We start from the raw sequence: 19,813 nt of genomic DNA on the forward strand, positions 1-19,813 counted from the left end.
AATTTGTGATAAATAGAAAACAGGAAATCAGATACTTGCCATGTATCAAAATCATAGGGGAAGAAAGGAACGATATCATTGAACAATAAAGAACAGCAGCCAAATCCTATCAATCCCAGTTCTGCCGGCGGTCCGGCGCACTTAACAAAGGAAGAAATGCGCCAGAAAATCAAAGCTTCCCTTGCTGCAAGAGAAACTTCTGAATCAGAACCCCATCAGCAGACAACGACTCCGCCAGTACAAAATGCGTCCAGGAAACCAGCGGCACCGTCTTCTTCGTCAAATTTGTCGGAACGAGCACATACAGGGGTTATAACCCCTGCCGAGCGTTCTCGTTCGGACAAGGCACGCCAGATTCGGGAAGCGGTTGCATCACAGCGCAGCGAGGAACGGCGCACAGAAACGTCTCCCCCTTCGCCGTCCCCAAGACAGCCAGAGCGAAAGGCAAAGCCATCTGCTCCGGTTGCTACTGCCCCTCACCCCGTCAGACCAACACCACCGAAACGGCATTATGAACCTGTTGCTGCCACAACACAACGTAGCGCTGCAAGTATCTGGATCATCATTGGTATCACTGTAGCAGCTGCACTGATCTTGGTTTATCTGGGTGGACTGCTGATCTATCACGGAAAATTCCTGCCGCAGACTTATGTCAACGGCGTAAATATTGCAGGCATGACAATGGAAGAGGCAGAATCGGCAGTCCTGAATACTGCTCAGGATATGGGACTGACTTTCCTCCCAAAAGAAGGCGACCCTATTATATTCAAGGGTTCTTCTTTTGGATGCACGGTTTCTCTTTCAGAGGATAGCCTCGCAGATCCGGCTGATGAAAGTCATGCACTTTGGTTCAAAAAATTCTTTTCCAAAAGTGAATATACAGCAGCACTTCAGGATTCTTATTCCGAGGACGCTCTGGTAAGTCTGATTGCAGCCTATGACTGGGGCAACGTACCGCCCACAGATGCAAAAGTCGTACAGAACGAAGATGGTACATTTTCCATCCAGCCGGAAGATGATGGCAATATGGTGGACACCCAGACGCTCTCCGATTATACCATTGCACAAATGCGTGAAGGCAACAACACCATCAATATGATAGACAGCAACTGCTATAAAAAAGCTTCTGTGACTGCTTCCAGTCTGGAGAGTACACTGGCACTGTACAATCAGATCGGTGCTGTGGAGATCACATATGATATGACAGACCGGGAAGAGATCATGGATCCGGTAGGCACAGAAACACTGGATCACGAAACCATTATGGACTGGATCTCCACCGAATCCGGTGATATTTCCGTAGACCTGGACAAAGCAACTGCGTGGGTACAGGAGAACATCGCTGATAAATATGATACACTGGTCACTGGATATACACGCACCTTTGAATCTACCATGGATGGCACCATCCAACTCCCCATTGGCGGAGACGGCATCTATGGATGGAAAACAAACGTCAGCGCCACGGCAGAAAAACTGGTAGAATACATCAAAGCCGGTGAACCAGTCACCATTGAACCAGTCTATAAGGTAGAAGGATTCCGCATGAATTCTACTGCTGGTGTTACATATACCGGAGATACCTACATCGAAGTAGACATCTGCCACCAAAAACTGTGGTATTATGTCAATGGTGAATTGTATCTGGAAAGTGATATCGTCACCGGACTGGCGTCAGACCCAAGCCGCGCCACACCTCCTGGTGCATACAAGGTCTGGTCACGAGAATCCCCCAGAAAGCTGGGTACTTATGAAGTCCAGGGCTATGAGGTCTGGGTTGACTATTGGATGCCTGTTACATATACGGGAATCGGTCTCCACGACCTAAACCGCAGTGCCTATGGCGGCGAGATCTATCAGACCAACGGCTCTCACGGCTGTATCAACCTGCCCCTGGATGTAGCAGAGAAAATTTACAACAAAGTCACTGTCAACACACCAGTTATGATCATTCCGTAAAAATCAAATAAAAGGAAACATCCCCACAGGTTTCGATGCCTGTGGGGATGTTTTAATCGTATGTAAATGATGGGTATCAAGCCCGGCGTGCCACCGGAATCGCACCGGTGAAAGCGTCCTGATCTTCGTTTACCTCGCCGCCCGGATATTGAAACCGGATCAACCTGTCGCCCTGAAAAGTCAGCTGACCCTGCTGATGAAAGGGCGTTTCAATGTACGCTTTTTTGCTTGTGACAATATGCAGGATATCGCCTTTGCGTGTCTTGAAAATCAGCTCATAATATTCATTATACAACTTCATGGTACCGCTGGGATCCATGGTTCTGCGGCGTTCGTCCACCTTCTGTACCAGAACAGCAATGACGGTACGAGGCGGATTTTTTCCACGGTTTGGTCTGCGCATATTTTTCTCTCCTGTGATGTAATACTCCCGATTAAACTCCAGGGGCTGGCGTTTCTCTGGCGCATTAGGATTCTGCGCCAGCATCTTGCTGAGCCGCTGCCGAAACGGACTTTGACGAGAGCCGAGCATCACCACCAGCAGCAGCACAACTGCAACTGCTACGATGACAATCAGGAAATTGTCGATGGCATCTCCGAATCTGCCTGTCATATCTGCTCCTTTCTGATATTAGAGTCCCTCCGGATTCTGCTGAGTAAACCGCCAGCTATCGGCACACATTTTTTCCAGGTCAGCAGTCGCTTCCCAACCGAACAGTACCTTTGCCTTTCCCGGATCTGCATAAGATGTTGCAATATCCCCGGCACGGCGGTCGGTGATCTCCACCGGGATTTTCTTTCCGCAGGCTTTTTCATAAGCCTTCACGACTTCCAGTACACTGCTGCCCTTGCCAGTACCCAGGTTTACGGCTTCAAAGCCACTGCGCTCTGTGCCATAAGCCAATGCGGCTACATGACCACTGGCGAGATCCATGACATGGATATAGTCCCGGACACCTGTGCCATCGGGAGTATCGTAATCATCGCCATAGACATTCAGATGATCCAATTTCCCCACGGCAACCTGCGCCACATAGGGAACTAGATTATTGGGAATCCCGTTAGGATCCTCACCCAGGAGACCACTTTCATGTGCGCCAATGGGATTGAAATACCGCAGCGCAACCGCACTGAATTTCGGATTTGCCACACACACATCGCGCAAAATCTGCTCAATCATCACCTTGGTATAACCATAAGGATTTGTGGCAGAGGTGGGCATTTCCTCCTGATACGGTACAGGATTCTGGCAGCCGTAAACCGTTGCACTAGAAGAAAAGATCATCACATTACACTGATATTTTCCCATCACACGCAACAGAGACAATGTTCCGCCGATGTTGTTCTGATAATACTCCAGCGGCTTTTCCACTGATTCTCCTACTGCCTTTAATCCGGCAAAATGAATGATCGCATCAATTTTATTATCCTCAAAGATCTGCCGCATCCCTTCTTCATCCCGCATATCTGTCTGATAAAAGCGCACATGCTTTCCCGTGATCAGTTCGATCCGAGCGATTGCCTCCACCTTGGAATTGCTGAGATTATCCATGATCACCACCTGATAGCCTGCATTGATCAAAGCGACACAAGTGTGACTTCCGATAAAACCGGTTCCTCCGGTCACTAGAATTTTACCCATTTTCCTATGCTTCCTTTCTTATCTAAAATGTCATATCAAAATTGTCGTTCCGCCCACCGGACGAATTTGCAGCACATGGCAGCATCCGACTCCCAATGCTTTCTCCATGTCTTCCCGGAACTGTGTCAGAAGTACTGTAGGGACAAATGCCTGAATGGTTCCGCCGAAGCCGCCGCCGTGTACTCGGATAGCACCTCTTCCGCCCAATACCGCCGATCCAACTGCCAGGGCAATGGAAACAGGCTGATCCTGTGGTGCCGAGGAGGGGTAAACATTTTGCAGCAAGCAGTACGAGGACTGTCCCGAATTTTCTACCAGATGGAGAAATGCTTCAAAGTCGCCCCGTTCCAGGGCATCGGACTCACCCTGTGCCCGACGATCCTCTCGGTAATAGTGCATGGCACGTAGTACCGCACGGTCACCGCAGGATTTTCGCAGTTCCGGAATGGCACGGAGTACTTCATTCGCCGGCACTTCGGACAGCACTTCTTTTCCGAAATATGCCGCAACCGAGTGCATTTCTGCTGGGATCGCCGCATACTCCGCCGTCAGATCTGCGTGATTGCCGCCAGTATCCACAATGCACAATGCATAACCCGTCTTGGAAAAATCAAAAGACACTGATTGTACCACCGGCGCATGAGCTTCGGCAAAATCAATAGCAACAGCGCCGCCCACAGAAGACGCCATCTGATCCATAAGACCACAAGGCTTCTGGAAGTAAACATTTTCTGCATACTGCCCGATTTCCGCCAATTCCACAGGGCTGAACCGATTCGCTCCATAGAACGCATTACAGATATTTCCAATAAGCACCTCAAAGGCAGCTGATGAAGAAAGTCCGGAACCTTTCATGACCTGCGATGTAGTATATGCGTCAAAGCCCGTTGTGATAGAACAGCCGAGCTGTCCGAATCGTGCCGCCACGCCTCGAATCAGCTCTGCCGCACCGGGTTTCTGATCCGTTTTGGGTTCCAGTTCGTCCAGGGATACCACATCCATCGGAAAGCCCTCCGACTGCACCTGGATCACATTGTCATCCCGGCGTGCTGCAACTGCAATGATATCCAGGTTGACACTTGCTGCAAGGACATGTCCTCTTTGGTGATCGGTGTGATTGCCGCCCAGCTCTGTTCGTCCCGGAGCAGAAAATAATGCAATTTCCCGATCCGTGCCAAACTGTGCCCCAAAGGCATCGATTGCATTGAGCAAACGCTGCCGATAAGTATCGACTTGATCTACTCCGCCGCACAATTTTGCAATGCTGTCATCCAATACGCCTGATTCCAATATCTGACGCGTCTGCTGTATTGTTTTCAAGAGCATTCCCTCCTCTGTTCACACTATCATTATCTGAAAGCGATAACCGCCCAATAATAAGTATATCCGATTCTGTGCAATTTTGCAAGCACTGCGCTGATTTTTTTACTTATTTCTGAAGAATTTGAAAAAAGCAAAGTATTCTCCTTCAAAAAGCATGAAAATCCACACAACCACCTGAAAACAAAAACCCGACGCAGAATTTCTCCTGCATCGGGTTTCATAATATTATGTCATTTCCTTATGCTGTCAGTTTACATTTTCGCTCAGGAAGCCCAGATAGAGCCTTCCAGAGTCTTCAGGGACGGAATAACATCCGGCCATGTGATCGGCTTGTTAACAGATACACTTGCATAGTATACCAACTGATGATATGCATCGTTAGCATCGATTATGTTGTTATCCGTATTCTTGCCTTCCTTGCTTTCTGTATCAACATCAGACAGGAAGTATGCCAGGATCTCTAGATTTGCGTCCTTGCCGTCGGTGAAGGCGGCAGGCTTGTTAACAGATGCACTTGCATAGTAAACAAGTACTTCATAAGCGTCGTCTGCGGTTACCTTACCATTCAAGTTCGTATCGCCCTTCACGCCGATATAAACCATCGGTTTCTCTTCAAGCTCAGTCTTTGTACCGTCTTCATCGTTGAAGTATGCAGTCAAACCAGTTGCAACATATGCCTCACCAACAGCCTCGTACATGTCAGCCGGTGTTGCATATTCGAATGTGATCTGATCTGTTACATCAACCTGCTGGCCATCTTCATCAATCGCATAAACTGTAATCAGGTCAGCCGGAACAAAGTCATTGTCATCTACAGAGAAGTAGAAGCCAGCATCCTTTACCTCAACAGAGAGAGAAGTTGTACCGATCGGGATTATTTCGGAAGTTGTAGTGCTTTCGCTGGTAATAGTAGTGTCAGAAGTTGTTGTAGATGAAGATGTAAATGTCATCGTACCAGGACCAGGTCTGGAAGTTGTAGTCGTAGTAGAAGAGGTAGTGGCAGAAGTAGTGGTAGTAGTGGTGGTTGTTTCGCTGGAAGTTGTAGTTGTTTCAGAAGAAACAGTAGTGGACTCTGTTGTTGTTGCCTCTGTCTCACTGGCTTCAGTAGTAGTTGTAGTAGTAGTGGTCTCGGACTCAGTTGTTGTGGTAGTGGTAGTAGTTGTTGTCTCAGACTGTGTTGTAGTTGTAGTAGTAGTGGTAGTAGTGGTGGTAGTTGTCTCAGACTGTGTTGTAGTTGTAGTGGTAGTAGTTGTAGTTGTAGTGCTTTCAGTTGCACTCTCGGTTGTGCTTTCTTCTGTAGTAGTGGTAGTAGTTGTTGTTGTAGTGGTGGTAGTTGTTACGGTGGTAGTAGTGGTAGTATCAACAGGCTTTACGCCCATGATAACACGGATCGCACCATCCTTTAAGCCAACCTGCTTCTTGAAGATATCCACGTTGCTTGCGTCGGAGTACTGGAAGCGCTCAACCTCAACCATGGAGTCGCCGCTCTCCTGAAGGTCAGTACCCTGCGGAGCCCAGTCAACCGGGAATTCGTAGTATTCTATCGTTTCGCCGTCATATTCGCCGGTCTGGAGTTCCAGACCATACTGCTTAGCGATCTTCTCAACGGTAGCCTTATCCGGGATCTCGAATGTGACTGCCATGATGTAATCCAATGCGGTCGGATCAGCAGCATTATTCTGCTGTGTCAGACCGAAGCGGATCCACTGGTCACTACCGTCAGTGATGTCAGAAGTACCATTCTTGTATGCAACAAATTCCTTCAGGTTAACCTGGTTAGAGTCACCAAAGTTTGTAATCGAAGAATCCTCATCATAAGGAAGAATTACCATTTCTGCAGTCGGATTCGGCATATTGATAACGCCCTTGATTGCCATGCTGTTTGCATCAACGCCATCCTGTGCAGTAACCATTACCGGCAGGTCGATCTCATCTTCTGGATAAGCAAATACTTCGTCGATATCCAGGTTGATGGGCATTTCCTGAGAAGTGCTGGTTGTTGTGCTCTGCTTTTCGGTGTAGATGCGGACTGCACCGCCGTAGCAAGTAACGTCAGTGTCGAAGATGTCCTTGTTCTGTGCATCTGCATAGCTCTGAGTCGGCAGCAGATACGGGTTTGTGGGATCGTCATCAGCATACTCACCAGTGTAGTCCCAGTTTACAGTACCCTGCGGTGCAAAATAGATCGGGAAGTCATAGTAAGTATTGCCGTCAGCGTCTGTCATCAGTTCCAGACCATACTCTTCTGCAACAGAAACAGCATCAGCGGAAACGTCGAACAGAACTGCGAATGCATCGCCGTCATCCGGTGTAGAAGCAGAACCGTTTACAGTCCATGCAAAGTACAGCCAACGGTCTTCCGCTTCCATAGAAGTATTAACACCATTTGCGGTGTATTCCTCATAACCGACCAGGTTCTTTTGAACGCTGTCAAAGCTCATGTAGTTGTCTACAGAATCCTCAGCGCCATAGGTCAGGGTCAGGATCCGTGCGGTAACTTCCGGAATATCCAGAGTCAGAGAAATACCGTTTGCAGCAACAGCATTCTTTACAGTAACAGGAACAGCTACTTCTGACTCACCCGGTGTTGCTTCAACCTCTGCAACATCGAATACGATGCCCTTGCCCTTTACGGCTTCTGTTGCACTTGTGCTTGTAGGAGCCTTTGTGGTAGTAGAGGCAGTGGTCTTAGCGGTTGTCTTAGCAGTAGTCTGCTCTGTCTCAGAGGACTGTTCCTGCTGAGTTGTCTGACTAGCTGTTGTAGCCTCAGTTGCCTCTGTTGTAGCCTCAGTTGTAGCTTCAGTTGTAGCTTCAGTTGCCTTTGTTGTAGCCTCAGTAGCTTCTGTTGTAGCCTCAGTTGCCTTTGTTGTAGCTTCAGTTGCTTCTGTTGTGGCCTCAGTTGCCTTTGTTGTAGCTTCAGTTGCTTCTGTTGTAGCTTCAGTTGCTTTTGTTGTAGCCTCAGTTGCTTCTGTTGTAGCCTCAGTTGCTTCTGTCGTAGCCTCAGTTGCTTCTGTTGTAGTCGTCTCAGTCTGGCTCTCTGTAGTTGTCGGAGTATCGCCGTAGTGGAGAACGATCTTTGTGATCTCTACATCGTCAACACCTGGCCAGTAAACGCTAGCCTTTACAGAATTACCAACATTGGACGGAATGGTATAATCAACTGTAACTTCTTTGCTCTCCGGTACATCTGCTTTGAAGTCTTTCTGTGTCCATTCACCGCCGTCATTCGGCATATATCCGAATGCGCCGCTGGATTCTGTATCAGTAGACTTTACTGTATAATACAGTGTTGCAGAAATTGCACCATCCGGATCAAACGTTGCATAAGAATAAACCTTGCCGTCTGTTCCAGTCTCGGAACCAATTGTAATGTCTGCGTCCTTATCCTTGTTTACCGGAGTAGAAGTGGTGGTGGTTGTCTCAGCCTCAGTGGTGGTTGTCTCTTCTGTTACATCAGTGGTTTCACTAACGTCAGTAGTTTCAGTAACCTCGCCAGGATCAGCAGTAAAGGTTACTGTGTATTCGCCCGCTTTTTGAGCAGAAATTGCTACATAACCTGCATCAGAAGAATTCCAACACTGTACTGTTGCACCTGTTTTAGTGTACGCCTGCATATTAATGGCAAAATTTACAGGATTTGCAAGGTCTTCAGACAATTCAAAAGTGATCGAAATCTCATCACTTTTGCTTACAACAGCATTAGCATCTCCAACAAAGTCACCGAGGGAGATTGCCTCACCCCAATTGTTGTACAAAGCATACTGACTCTTATTGTTTGTATCAACATCCTCGCTAAGATACGTGTTAACAACTGAATATTCACCAATCTTTGCCGATGTGATAGTAACATAATCTTCCCATCCAGAATAGTCATTAACACCATTAATGCTAAGGTAGCTAATAGAACTATACTCATCAGCATCAGCCGCACTAGCCAAGAACGACATAGCCGGAGTTACCAGTGCACTGGTGAAAACCGTAGTAGCTGCCATTACGCCAGCTGTGAGAGATGAAATAAACTTTTTCATCTTCATGATTATCATTCTTCCTTTCTCTATTAAAAAATTGTGAGCCGCGGCAAAACGCCGCCGCATGGATGCAGAGAAGCTGCCGCAGTTGTCTGCGCCGCCGCTGTACCAGTCGTTTGCGTCCCCCTTTCCGCCTCCAAATTGTACAGCCATACGCCGCATCCTCGTGCAGTCCCATGTGCCTGTCTGCACCATACTTCTCCATATACCAGTATATAATATTTATCCGAATTTTGCAAGTACTTTTTTCATTTTCCACATAAATTTATAAGCCTTGCAAAAAATACCACGCCGTTTTTGTGCAACTTTTCTAAATCTCAATTTTTGTCGTGTAAAAACACATAACACTATGCCTCTTTCCCTGCTCCAAAAATGCCCAGCGATACAGCCAGCCGTTCTCGCAGATGTATTATAATAATTATAATAGTATATAACAAATCCCGGAGAAGTGCAGCAACACCTTCCGGGATTTTTTCCATATTAAGAAAATCACTCGTACCGCAGCGCATCAATGGGATTCAGATTCGCCGCCTTGATGGATGGGATCAGACCAAACACAATGCCCACTGCCATGGAAAATACCACGGAGACCACAACGGACAGAGAACTGATCGCCACAGGAACAGATGCAATTTTAGAGATCACCTGCGCCAGCACAATACCGATGCCGATACCAATCACGCCGCCTATGCTGGTGAGCACAGACGCTTCTGTCAAAAACTGCGCCAGAATGCGTCCTTTTTTCGCACCAATTGCCTTTTTCAGACCGATCTCACGGGTACGTTCTGTGACGGAGACCAGCATGATGTTCATTACGCCGATGCCGCCTACCAGCAGGGAAATGCTGGCAATCGCAATGAGCATGGTATTCGTAGACGAACTGAGATCCTGCAAGGACTTTGCCTGTCCCAACAGATCCTCGCTCTGATACTGGATCTGCATTTCACTTTCACCGCCTGCACCAGTCTGCAAAGCTGCATTCAACAGATCGGCTGCCTTTTTCCCCACCGATGGCATACTATCCGTATCCACTGCCTTCGCCAGACAGTTTTCCGGCTCGTCAAACCGGTATGCGATGGGCCAGGACTGGCTGGGAATAAACATCTTTCCGCCGGAAGAACCCATATATGTCCAGTAGTCCTCCTCGGAGTTGATGACCGGTTCAAAAGTACTGCTCTCCACTGCAATTCCCACAATGGTAAAAGGTTCGCCGCCAATGTCAACAGTCTCGCCAATTGGATTTTCCGAAGAGAAGAGACTCTTTACCGCCGTATTGTCCAGGATCACTACTTTGCGATTGTCTGCATACTCCTTTTCCGTAAATCCACGCCCCTGCTGGATCTGATATCCGGCTGTGTCAAAATAGGCTTCATCAATACCGAACATAGCACCATTAAAAGGCATGTTCCGATAGTACACATTTTCGCAGTAGGAACGTGTGCGATAAAAAGAAACAGACTCTACCTCGTCCAGAGCAGCAATTTCTGCCCGGGTACTGTCGGATACTACCGGCACTCCGTCCGGCACGCCCTGATAGCTGAAATCATAAGGGCTTTCTCCCTGATACAGCTGTATGTCCACAGTGTTATTACCTGCACCGATGAGGTTGTTCTTGATCTGTTCATTGGTTCCCTTGATGGTGGAGACGATAGCAATGATCGCCGCAATGCCGATAATGATACCCAGCATTGTCAGAATGGAACGCACCTTGTGGGAAAGGATTCCCTGTAATGATAAGCGTATATTTTCCAGCATATTGCCGCCCCTCCTTTAATCATATGCGGCACTGCTGCCGTTTTCCTGCACAGATGCACCCTCTGCGACATATTTTCCATATGGGAAACAAATTTTATCCGTTTCGCTGAGTCCGGAAAGGATCTCGATGGAATAACCGCCATAGATGATCTTTCCCGTCTGGATGAACTGTTTTTCCAACTTGTGATCTTCAGACTCCCGCATGACATAATATTGCCCATTTTCCTGGCGCACATAGCTGACCGGAAGATAAAAATGTTCGCTATCTGTTTCACCGGTGAAGCTCAGACTCACATAGCTGCCCACGGAAAGCGTTGTGGCATCTGTCACAGTTGCCCGGAAAGGATACATGCTGTTATTGGGATTTTCCCCATAATTCTGAGAGTTATAGGAAATCGGTGTGGTGTCGATCTCCGTCACCTCTGCGGTAATCATTTCCCCGGTATCCCAGGAAGTGACGCTGATCAGCGACCCTATTGTCAACTTATCCAGATTCATTTCGCTGACGCCGCCTTGTACCATAACGCCGCCGCTGCCCTGCACTACCAGGTACGGCTCATTCTGTTCCAGAGATTCCACCGACTCTGCCACCTTTGTGACAACACCGTTGATCTTGGACAGTTCCTGTGCACTTTCCTCTTTTTCCGCTGCACTGTCATATTCGATCTGTGCCTTTTTCTGTGCGATTTCCAAAGATTGGATCTCGATTTCCTGCTCTGCGATCTTCTGTTTCAGCTGCGCACGGGAATACATATAGTTCTCCGAATCCCCGGTACTTGCCAGAAGTGTAACAGATGCCATGGGGCGGATCATTGCAGTAGGTTCTGCCGCAGGCGTTGTTTCCGGAACTGTTTCCGTGAGTGTCGTTTCTGTATTGTCCGGTACTGTATCGGATGGCTCTGTCGGCGCTGTCGTATCCGGCTGAGTTGGTACTTCCGGCTCTGCCGCCGGATCATATGTGAATGTACCGCCCACCTGAATGGTGCCGTACCATGTGCCGCCACCCCGGATCTGGACACCGCCGTCCTCTGTCACGTTGACCTGTTCGCCCAGTGTCCAATCTGCCAGGGTCATGCCGGAGAGGGTATCTCCACGCACCAGCCATGCGTAAAGGCTCATACCAGTCTCATCATAAACCACAAAAACCGCACAGCTTTTTGTATCCAGGATCTGCGCCAGAACAGCCTGTTTCACCACAGTTTGCCCTGTACAAGCGAACTGATAAGGATCTGTCTGAGTACCTGTTCCGGCGGCAGCCTGTGTCAGATTTGAAACTTCTGACAATGTATTTGCCGGCGCATCCGGCTCCTCCCAATTGCCGGGATCATCCGGCGTTTCAGGATAGATCGGCGTTGCAGGTGCTTCCTCCGAGGGCTTCAGCTTTTTGATGCGCTCCAGTTCTTTCTTCGCCTGGCGGACATTATCCTCCGCTACTGCAAGGCTAGTCTTTTTCTGAGCAGCATCCAGCGCCACTGCGGTCATGTCATATTCCAGAAGCGGTGTTCCCACAGTGACAGTATCGCCCTCTTTCACCAATACCTTTTCGATCAGTTGATCGCTGGAAAGCACCACATTCTGCACATCGCCGGAAATGACTGTGCCGTCCATGGAGATCTCATCGCCCCAATAATGATCCATAAGATTGGACACTGGGATCACATCCACCTTATGCTTTTCCGCCTGTTTCGACCGATAGAACAGCGTTCCGCCGGTGCCGCCTCCTGCCAGCACTGCCAGACAGATGACAGCGGTCAGGATCTTTTTTCCCTTTGTCATGATGCATCATCCTCCTGTTCCGACATGGTTTCCTGAAAACCGCCCTGTTCCAGCTTTCCGTCACGGATGGTCACGATCCGTTCGGCATGCTGTGCAATTTCCGGTTCGTGGGTGATCATGACAATGGTAACGCCCTCTTGGTGAAGCTGTTCAAAAAGTCCCATGATCTGCTCCCCGGAACGGGTATCCAGTGCACCAGTAGGCTCATCTGCCAGCAGCAGTCTGGGATGACTCACCATGGCACGTGCAATTGCCACACGCTGTTTCTGACCGCCGGAGAGTTGGGTGGGCTTGAACTGAACACGATCCTCCAGACCCACCCGTGCCAGCATTTCCTTGGCACGAACAAGCCGATCTTTCTTGCGTACACCGGCATAAAGCAGCGGCAATGCGACATTTTCCAGCACCGATTGTCTCGGCAGCAGATTAAAATTCTGGAACACGAATCCGATCTTCTCATTGCGGATCACAGACAGCTGGTTGTCATTGCACTGCGCCATATCCTGACCGTCAAAAGAATAGGAACCGCTTGTCTGCTGATCCAGCAGACCGATAATATTCATGAGCGTGGATTTTCCTGACCCGGAAGGCCCCATGATCGCCAGATATTCTCCTTCTTTCACCGCCAGATGGATGTGATGCAGCACGGGAACAGGTTCTTTTCCCTGCAAATAGGACTTACAAATATCATGCAGCTCAAGTACCATCTGCCGCACCGCCTTCCCCTGTATCACCGTCGGCAATTTCACTGTATGTCTCATCTATCACTTCGCCGTTTTCGTCATTCATCATACCATCGTCTATCACTTCACCGTTTTCATCATTCATCATACCATCGTCTATCACTTCACCGTTTTCATCGTATACCACGCCATCGTCTATCGCTTCACCGTTTTCGTCGTATATCATGCCATCATCGGCAAGATCCCCCTCTTCCTCCATGGGAACATCATCAATATTTGTGGTAGTGCGCATTCCCGCTTCCAGATTATCAGAGGGATAGGCAATGCAGTCGTCTTCCGACAGACCGCTGACTACTTCGCAGTCACCCATCATCTCATCGCTCTGTCCCAGTTCGACCTCACGCTTTTCCAGACGATCTCTCGAATCGGTTGCCCAAACATAGCTTTTGCCGTCCTCATCTGTCAAAACATAATCAGAATACAGCCAGATACCGTCCTTTTCCACAGTATCTCCCATACTCGGTGACACCAAAAGATGCTGTCCCAGCATAAGTCCCTCGCTGGATTCCAGGGTCACATAAAAGGGATACTTGGATGCAGTTGTGTCGTCGCTGCCATCGTAGTAATTCATGTCATTCTGGTTGGTCTCCGGTTCAGAGCCGATCTCGGAGATGGTACCATTCCAGGAAGTGTCGTCGATCCGGGACTGTACTGTGACCGGCTCATCTGTGTACAGCATGTACATATTCTGCTCGCTGGCTGTACATTTCACACGGAATTCCCCATCCGATGTGATCTTCATGAGCACATCCGTACCGTCTGTCTGGAGTTGTTCCACTGTCTTAAGCGACTGCACTGTCCCGGCAATTTCAGCGGTGACTGTAGCATTGTTAATGGTATTTTGCAGCTTTTCCAGTTCGATCTTCTTGGTCTTGATATCATATTCTGTCTTAGCAATATCTGTTTCCAAAGACTGGATCTGTGTAGTATAAGTCAGCTTATCATCTGCACTGGCGGATTTCTTTTCGCTCTCCAACTGGGTGATCTGCTGCTTGCTGGCAGTGATCTCATTTTCCATCCGTTCGATCTCCACATTGCCCTGAGCAAGTTCCAGCTGCATGGATTCCACATCATATGTAAAAAGCGGATCGCCCGCCTCTACATGCGCTCCCTCCTGAACGGCAACATCTGAAATGGTCTTGGATAGATCTGTCTTGATCTCCTTGGTCTCCTGAGGCTCTACCACTCCCGAAAAGCGCATATCAGAAATTGAGACAACAGCAGTGTTTACTTCTGACACCTGACACACATATGCCAACCCGTCAGAATCGCCGTCCGTACGGAAATGCCGCCACAGCATGACACCGCCGACACCTGCCGCAACAGCCGCCGCCGTTACTCCGGCAACAGTCCCTATGATAATTTTTCTGGATTTTCCCATATTCCTTCCTCCCGATGCAGCATGTTACATTGCTGTATTGCCATGGTTTTCTCTATAACTGTTTTAGCTGTTGCATTTATCACACAACACCATAGTTACAGTATAGCACAGTCTGCACGGAATGTCAACCTGTTTTTATCAGAAAAATCCAGAGCGCTACCGTACAAAGTTTTGTTGTCACAATGTACCGGCGATCACCAACAGAATAACTTGTTTTTCTTGACAGAATCTAGCGGACATGGTAAACTAATCTTAGTTGAAATGCCCTTTTAAAATTTGTCCTATCTCCCATCTGGACAGGTTCTTATTTTTATCGAAAGGATTGCTGCAATATGCTGACAATGTATGATTTAACCGGTGTCTGGGATTTTTCCATGGCACAGATGGCAAAGGGCATCTGCCCCTCTGCCTTTGACGACACCATTTCCCTGCCAGGCACAACCTCCCTTGCCAAAAAAGGCACACCCAATCTCAATCGGGAAACTGGCTTTCTCACAGATTCCTACGCCTTTGAAGGACAAGCATGGTTCCACAAAACTATCTATGTTCGCCCTGAACAACTAGGGATGCCCATGAAACTGACCCTGGAGCGTACCCGTCTGACCACCCTTTGGATCAACGGCAAGTGCGTGGGTTCCTGCGACAGTCTGTGCACACCCCATGTTTACGATATTTCCGAATATGTGACAAAACCACTGGTAGACATTACGATTCTGGTAGAAAATACAGGCTATCCCACAAAGGGCGGTCATCTGACTTCGCCGGACACCCAATCCAATTGGAACGGCATTACCGGCGAGATCAAACTGGAGGTATTTCCAGAGGTCTATACAGATCATATTCAGGCATACCCCAATCTGGAGAAGAAAAATGTTACATTGACCATGCAGCTTCACGGTGCAAAAAGCGCCGTGTTCTCCGCAGACGGTATTACTTGCGAGGAAAACGAAGAAGACCGCATTCCGCCCTTCCAGGCACAGATCACAGCAGACGAAACAGGAAAGGCGTCTATTACCATTCCCCTGGGAGAAACGGTCTATGCATGGAGTGAATACAGCCCCGCCCTATATCTTATGACCTATCGGGTAAATGGCCATGATGTTGGAACGCTCAGTTTCGGACTGCGGCAATTCTGCGCCGACGGCAATCGCTTTACCATCAATGGTCAGCCCACCATGCTCCGAGGAAAACACGACGGCATGATCTTCCCCAGAACCGGCTATGCGCCCACCGATGTAAACGAATGGATTCGCATTCTGCAAGTTGCCAAGGACTATGGCATCAACCACTATCGATTCCACACCTGCTGTCCCCCGGATGCTGCATTTACAGCAGCAGATATTCTGGGCATTTACATGGAGCCGGAACTGCCGTTCTGGGGCACGATCACCGCAAAAACAGATGAAAATCATAACGAAACTGAACAGCAATACCTCATTGAACTGGGTGACAAAATGCTGGAAACCTTCGGTAATCATCCCTCATTTGTCATGTTCTCCTTGGGTAACGAGCTTTGGGGCAGCCCGGAGCGCATCGGAGAGATCCTGCGGCATTACAAATCCTTGGACGATCGGCATCTTTACACACAGGGCTGCAACAACTTCCAGCACTTCCCCATGATCCTGCCGGAAGATGATTACTATGTGGGCGTCCGTCTGAGCAAGGAACGGCTCATCCGTGGTTCCTATGGTATGTGCGATGCGCCTCTGGGACATGTACAGACAGACAGACCCTGTACTATGCACAATTACGACGACATCATTTTTCCGAAACAAACAAAGGATACTGCAGCAGATGATGTACAGGAAATCGAGATCCAATATGGCACTGGCGTGAAGAAAGTCAAAGTCAGTAAATCTGACGGCGGTCTGATCCCTACAAAGCCCGTTATCAGCCACGAGATCGGACAGTATGAGGTATACCCTGATTTCAATGAGATCGAAAAGTACACCGGCCCATTAAAAGCACGAAATTTCGAGATATTCCGGGAACGCCTGGTGGCAAAGGGAATGCTTGCCCAGGCAGATGATTTCTTCCGGTGCAGCGGCGCACTGGCGGCAGCATGTTACAAAGAGGAGATCGAAGCGGCAATGCGTTCCCAGTATATAGCAGGATTCCAGCTGTTGGACTTACAGGATTTCAGCGGACAGGGCACGGCACTGGTGGGAATGCTGGACGCTTTCATGGAGAGCAAGGGACTGATCACACCGGAAGAATGGCGCATGTTCTGCTCTGACTGTGTGCTCCTGGCACAATTCCCATCCTACGTGTGCATTACTGGTGAAATGTTTGTAGCAAAGGTTTCTCTGCGCACGACACTCCCCACTCTGCCGCAGCACTGTACCGCAGAATGGCTGCTGGTAACAGAAAACGGCGAGACGCTGGGCGAGGGCAGCTTCCCCATTACCGCAGAATCTGTCGGACTGATCGAGGTGGGCAGTATTTTCTGTCGGATGCCGGAGGAAACGGCACATCCCCTGCGGATGCACCTGATCCTGTCTATTACCGATACAGATGTATGCAACGCCTATGACCTGATGCTCTATCCTGCCATCGGAATGCCTTCACTGGAAAGTCGGAAAGATCTCTGCGTCACAGAAAATCTGGAAGAAGCTCTGTCGCAGCTGAAAAATGGCGGTCGTGTCCTCTACCTGCCCAAAGAAACAGCCCAGTCCATTCCGGGCTTTTACTGCACGGATTTCTGGTGTTATCCCATGTTCCGTGACATCTGCAACTGGATGAACAAGCCGGTTGCCGTGGGGACGATGGGACTGTGCATTCAGGCGGATCACCCGGCACTGGAGCAATTCCCCACACAAGAATACAGTACGCCGCAGTGGTATGACATTGTGAGCAACGCAGACTGTGCCATTCTGGACGAAACACCGGAGGGATTCACACCCATCGTGCAGATGATCGACAACTTCGAACGCAACCACAAGCTGGGTATTGTCTGGGAGGCAAAGGTGGGCAGCGGCAGTCTGCTAGTCTGCACCAGCCGGCTTTCCAGTATTGCCACACGTCCAGAAGTACGTTGGTTCGCAAAGAGCCTTTTGGCGTATGCAGCTTCTGATGCGTTCCAGCCGGAACAAGAAATGACAGCGGAACAGCTGCAGCAAATCTTCAAATAAAAATATCAGACAGTTTCACTGATATATTTTTGTGCAATTGGTTGACATCTTCTCCGTAATGTGATAAAATATATGTGTATTTATGCTTTTTGGGAGGACAGGTTTATGAAATCAATGTTAGGAAAACGGATTCTGGCGGGTCTGCTGAGCACAGTGCTGTTGGGTGCAGCAGTTCCAACGGCAGGTGTGCTATCTACCCAATCAGAATCTTCCATTGTCAGTGCTGCGGAGGAAGAGGACGGTACTACCGTCATGTTTGCCGCAGACTTTGAGGACGGCGCAGTGGATGCCTTTACAGGCAGAGGCGGCGTGGAAACCATTGCTGCCACAACCGAGCAAGCGCATAGCGGTTCTTATTCCATGTGCATCAGCGACAGAGCAAAGAACTGGAATGGTCCTCAGATCCTGCTGGATGATATGCTGAAGGTGGGCGTGGAATACACCGTCAGTGCATATGTCAAAGCTGCATGGTACAACTCCATTAAATTGAGTATGGAATACACCGATGCAGCCGGCGAACGCCACTATAACAATCTCAGTTCTGTTGCAAATGAAGGCAGCGACTGGAGCGAATTTTCCAAGATCAAGTTCAGCATTCCGGAAAATGTCACAAAGGTATACCTCTACTTTGAGTGCAACGACCAGGCAAATCTCTATATAGATGACTTCGAGATCCGCACTGCACCAGTCTACAAAATCCAAGAGGACATCACATCCCTGAAAGACGCTTATGCAGATTATTTCAAAGTGGGCACCGCAGTTACTACATCAGAACTTGCACCCCAGTCTGCAAAGGATCTGATCCTGAAGCATTTCAACAGCGTTACTCTGGGCAACGAGCTGAAACCGGATGCCATTCTGGATCAGGCGGCTACCCTGGCAACAGGCAGCAACACCGATCCCCAGGTCAATCTGGCAAGCGCCAGATCCATTCTGGACTTCTGCCGGGACAATAACATTTCCGTAAGAGGTCACGTTCTCGTATGGCATCAACAGACACCGGACTGGTTCTTCAAAGAGGGCTTCGCTGATGACGGCGACTGGGTTTCCAAGGAAGTCATGCTGGAACGTCTGGAAAACTATATCAAGAATGTTTTCACCGCTGTAAAGACAGAATATCCCACTGTAGATTTCTACGCATGGGACGTTGTGAATGAGTGCTGGCTGGATGACGGCAGCCATCGTCCGGCAGGTACACAGGCAGACAGTTCAAATAACTCTCTGTGGGTACAGATCTTCGGGGACAATTCTTTTATCGAACCGGCATTTGAATATGCCAGAAAGTATGCGCCGGAGGGCTGCAAGCTCTATTACAACGACTTCAACGAATATATGCCCGGCAAGACACAGGCCATCTATGATATGGCAATGGATCTGAAGGAAAAAGGACTCATCGACGGTATCGGTATGCAGTCACATCTGGATGTCAGATCTGGCAGCGATGCGTTCCCTTCTGCCAGTGCCTATAAAAAAGCCCTTGCAAAATTCGCAGAAACCGGTCTGGATATCCAGGTTACCGAACTGGATGCAACAGTAAACGACAATACTGAAACCGGATTCAAAGCACAGGCGCAGTATTACAGCGACATCATGGATGCCATTATAGAATATAAGGACAGCGTTTCTGCCGTAGTATTCTGGGGCACAACAGACGACAAGAGTTGGCGTGCTTCCAGGTATCCGCTGCTGTTCAACGAAGACTTTACTGCAAAGCCGGCATACTATTCCATCATTGATGGTCTGGAAGTTCCGGTCACCACGACTACTAGCACGACCACCAGCACTTCGGAAACAACAACCACAACAACGTCTCAACTGGAAGTCATTCCGGGAGATGTCAACAGAGACAGCAAACTGAACGGCTTTGACTTATCGCTTATGCGGCAGCAGCTGATCTCATTTACAACGACTACAGTAGTCACTGACGCAGAATTTGCTGCTCTGGATATGACTCAGGACGGCATGTTCGGCACACCGGATGCAGTGGCACTGCTGCGATTTCTGCTTGGTGAATAAAAACTAACCTTTATAGCACAAAAAGCACGGTTTTTCTGAAAAGATGAACCGTGCTTTTT

Annotated in this window: 11 protein-coding genes; 3 read left to right on the forward strand and 8 right to left on the reverse strand. The window is 48.7% G+C overall.

Annotated elements, in window-relative coordinates:
* Positions 1 to 78: 78 nt before the first annotated feature.
* Positions 79 to 1,959: a L,D-transpeptidase family protein gene (locus QZ375_RS01540; RefSeq protein WP_295214217.1), complete on the forward strand. Its 1,881-nt coding sequence runs from the start codon at positions 79 to 81 to the stop codon at positions 1,957 to 1,959.
* A gap of 76 nt (positions 1,960 to 2,035) precedes the next feature.
* Here the strand turns inward: QZ375_RS01540 and QZ375_RS01545 are convergent, their stop codons facing one another.
* The 8 genes from QZ375_RS01545 to QZ375_RS01580 form a co-directional block, all read right to left on the reverse strand.
* Positions 2,036 to 2,572, reverse strand: a complete 537-nt coding sequence (locus tag QZ375_RS01545; protein ID WP_295214219.1) for a DUF2500 family protein — start codon at positions 2,570 to 2,572, stop codon at positions 2,036 to 2,038.
* 18 nt (positions 2,573 to 2,590) lie between these two features.
* Positions 2,591 to 3,601: a UDP-glucose 4-epimerase GalE gene (galE, locus tag QZ375_RS01550; protein ID WP_295214221.1), complete on the reverse strand. Its 1,011-nt coding sequence runs from the start codon at positions 3,599 to 3,601 to the stop codon at positions 2,591 to 2,593.
* A 30-nt stretch (positions 3,602 to 3,631) separates the two neighbouring features.
* Positions 3,632 to 4,927 carry a galactokinase family protein gene (locus tag QZ375_RS01555; protein WP_295214224.1) on the reverse strand — a complete coding sequence of 432 codons (1,296 nt, stop codon included), beginning with the start codon at positions 4,925 to 4,927 and terminating at the stop codon, positions 3,632 to 3,634.
* 260 nt (positions 4,928 to 5,187) lie between these two features.
* Complete coding sequence (locus QZ375_RS01560) at positions 5,188 to 9,105, reverse strand: cellulose-binding protein CttA-related protein (RefSeq protein ID WP_295214227.1); 3,918 nt, start codon at positions 9,103 to 9,105, stop codon at positions 5,188 to 5,190.
* 336 nt (positions 9,106 to 9,441) lie between these two features.
* The gene (locus QZ375_RS01565) at positions 9,442 to 10,707 is read right to left on the reverse strand and encodes an ABC transporter permease (RefSeq protein WP_295214230.1); all 1,266 of its coding nucleotides are present in this window, start codon (positions 10,705 to 10,707) and stop codon (positions 9,442 to 9,444) included.
* A 15-nt stretch (positions 10,708 to 10,722) separates the two neighbouring features.
* Positions 10,723 to 12,483, reverse strand: a complete 1,761-nt coding sequence (locus QZ375_RS01570; RefSeq protein ID WP_295214233.1) for a hypothetical protein — start codon at positions 12,481 to 12,483, stop codon at positions 10,723 to 10,725.
* Positions 12,480 to 13,190, reverse strand: coding sequence for an ABC transporter ATP-binding protein (locus QZ375_RS01575; protein WP_295214236.1), 711 nt, complete (start codon positions 13,188 to 13,190; stop codon positions 12,480 to 12,482). Before QZ375_RS01575 ends, QZ375_RS01570 begins: the two co-directional genes overlap by 4 nt.
* Complete coding sequence (locus tag QZ375_RS01580) at positions 13,180 to 14,607, reverse strand: efflux RND transporter periplasmic adaptor subunit (RefSeq protein WP_295214239.1); 1,428 nt, start codon at positions 14,605 to 14,607, stop codon at positions 13,180 to 13,182. Before QZ375_RS01580 ends, QZ375_RS01575 begins: the two co-directional genes overlap by 11 nt.
* Before the next feature lie 332 nt (positions 14,608 to 14,939).
* Here QZ375_RS01580 and QZ375_RS01585 point away from each other — a divergent pair, with 332 nt between their 5' ends.
* Complete coding sequence (locus QZ375_RS01585) at positions 14,940 to 17,738, forward strand: glycoside hydrolase family 2 TIM barrel-domain containing protein (protein WP_295214241.1); 2,799 nt, start codon at positions 14,940 to 14,942, stop codon at positions 17,736 to 17,738.
* A gap of 105 nt (positions 17,739 to 17,843) precedes the next feature.
* A complete protein-coding gene (locus QZ375_RS01590; protein WP_295214244.1) occupies positions 17,844 to 19,754 on the forward strand; it encodes an endo-1,4-beta-xylanase in 1,911 nt (636 codons plus the stop codon).
* Positions 19,755 to 19,813: the final 59 nt, after the last annotated feature.

Origin of the sequence: Ruminococcus sp. (assembly GCF_019417665.1) — a bacterium.
Lineage (GTDB): Bacteria > Bacillota > Clostridia > Oscillospirales > Ruminococcaceae > Ruminococcus_C.

Bases quoted from the DNA above. Each gene is read 5' to 3' on its own strand.
- galE (WP_295214221.1), bottom strand. From the start codon at position 3,601: ATGGGTAAAATTCTAGTGACCGGAGGAACCGGTTTTATCGGAAGTCAC.
- QZ375_RS01545 (WP_295214219.1), bottom strand. From the start codon at position 2,572: ATGACAGGCAGATTCGGAGATGCCATCGACAATTTCCTGATTGTCATC.
- QZ375_RS01590 (WP_295214244.1), top strand. From the start codon at position 17,844: ATGAAATCAATGTTAGGAAAACGGATTCTGGCGGGTCTGCTGAGCACA.
- QZ375_RS01560 (WP_295214227.1), bottom strand. From the start codon at position 9,105: ATGGCTGTACAATTTGGAGGCGGAAAGGGGGACGCAAACGACTGGTAC.
- QZ375_RS01585 (WP_295214241.1), top strand. From the start codon at position 14,940: ATGCTGACAATGTATGATTTAACCGGTGTCTGGGATTTTTCCATGGCA.
- QZ375_RS01580 (WP_295214239.1), bottom strand. From the start codon at position 14,607: ATGGGAAAATCCAGAAAAATTATCATAGGGACTGTTGCCGGAGTAACG.
- QZ375_RS01565 (WP_295214230.1), bottom strand. From the start codon at position 10,707: ATGCTGGAAAATATACGCTTATCATTACAGGGAATCCTTTCCCACAAG.
- QZ375_RS01575 (WP_295214236.1), bottom strand. From the start codon at position 13,190: ATGGTACTTGAGCTGCATGATATTTGTAAGTCCTATTTGCAGGGAAAA.
- QZ375_RS01555 (WP_295214224.1), bottom strand. From the start codon at position 4,927: ATGCTCTTGAAAACAATACAGCAGACGCGTCAGATATTGGAATCAGGC.
- QZ375_RS01570 (WP_295214233.1), bottom strand. From the start codon at position 12,483: ATGACAAAGGGAAAAAAGATCCTGACCGCTGTCATCTGTCTGGCAGTG.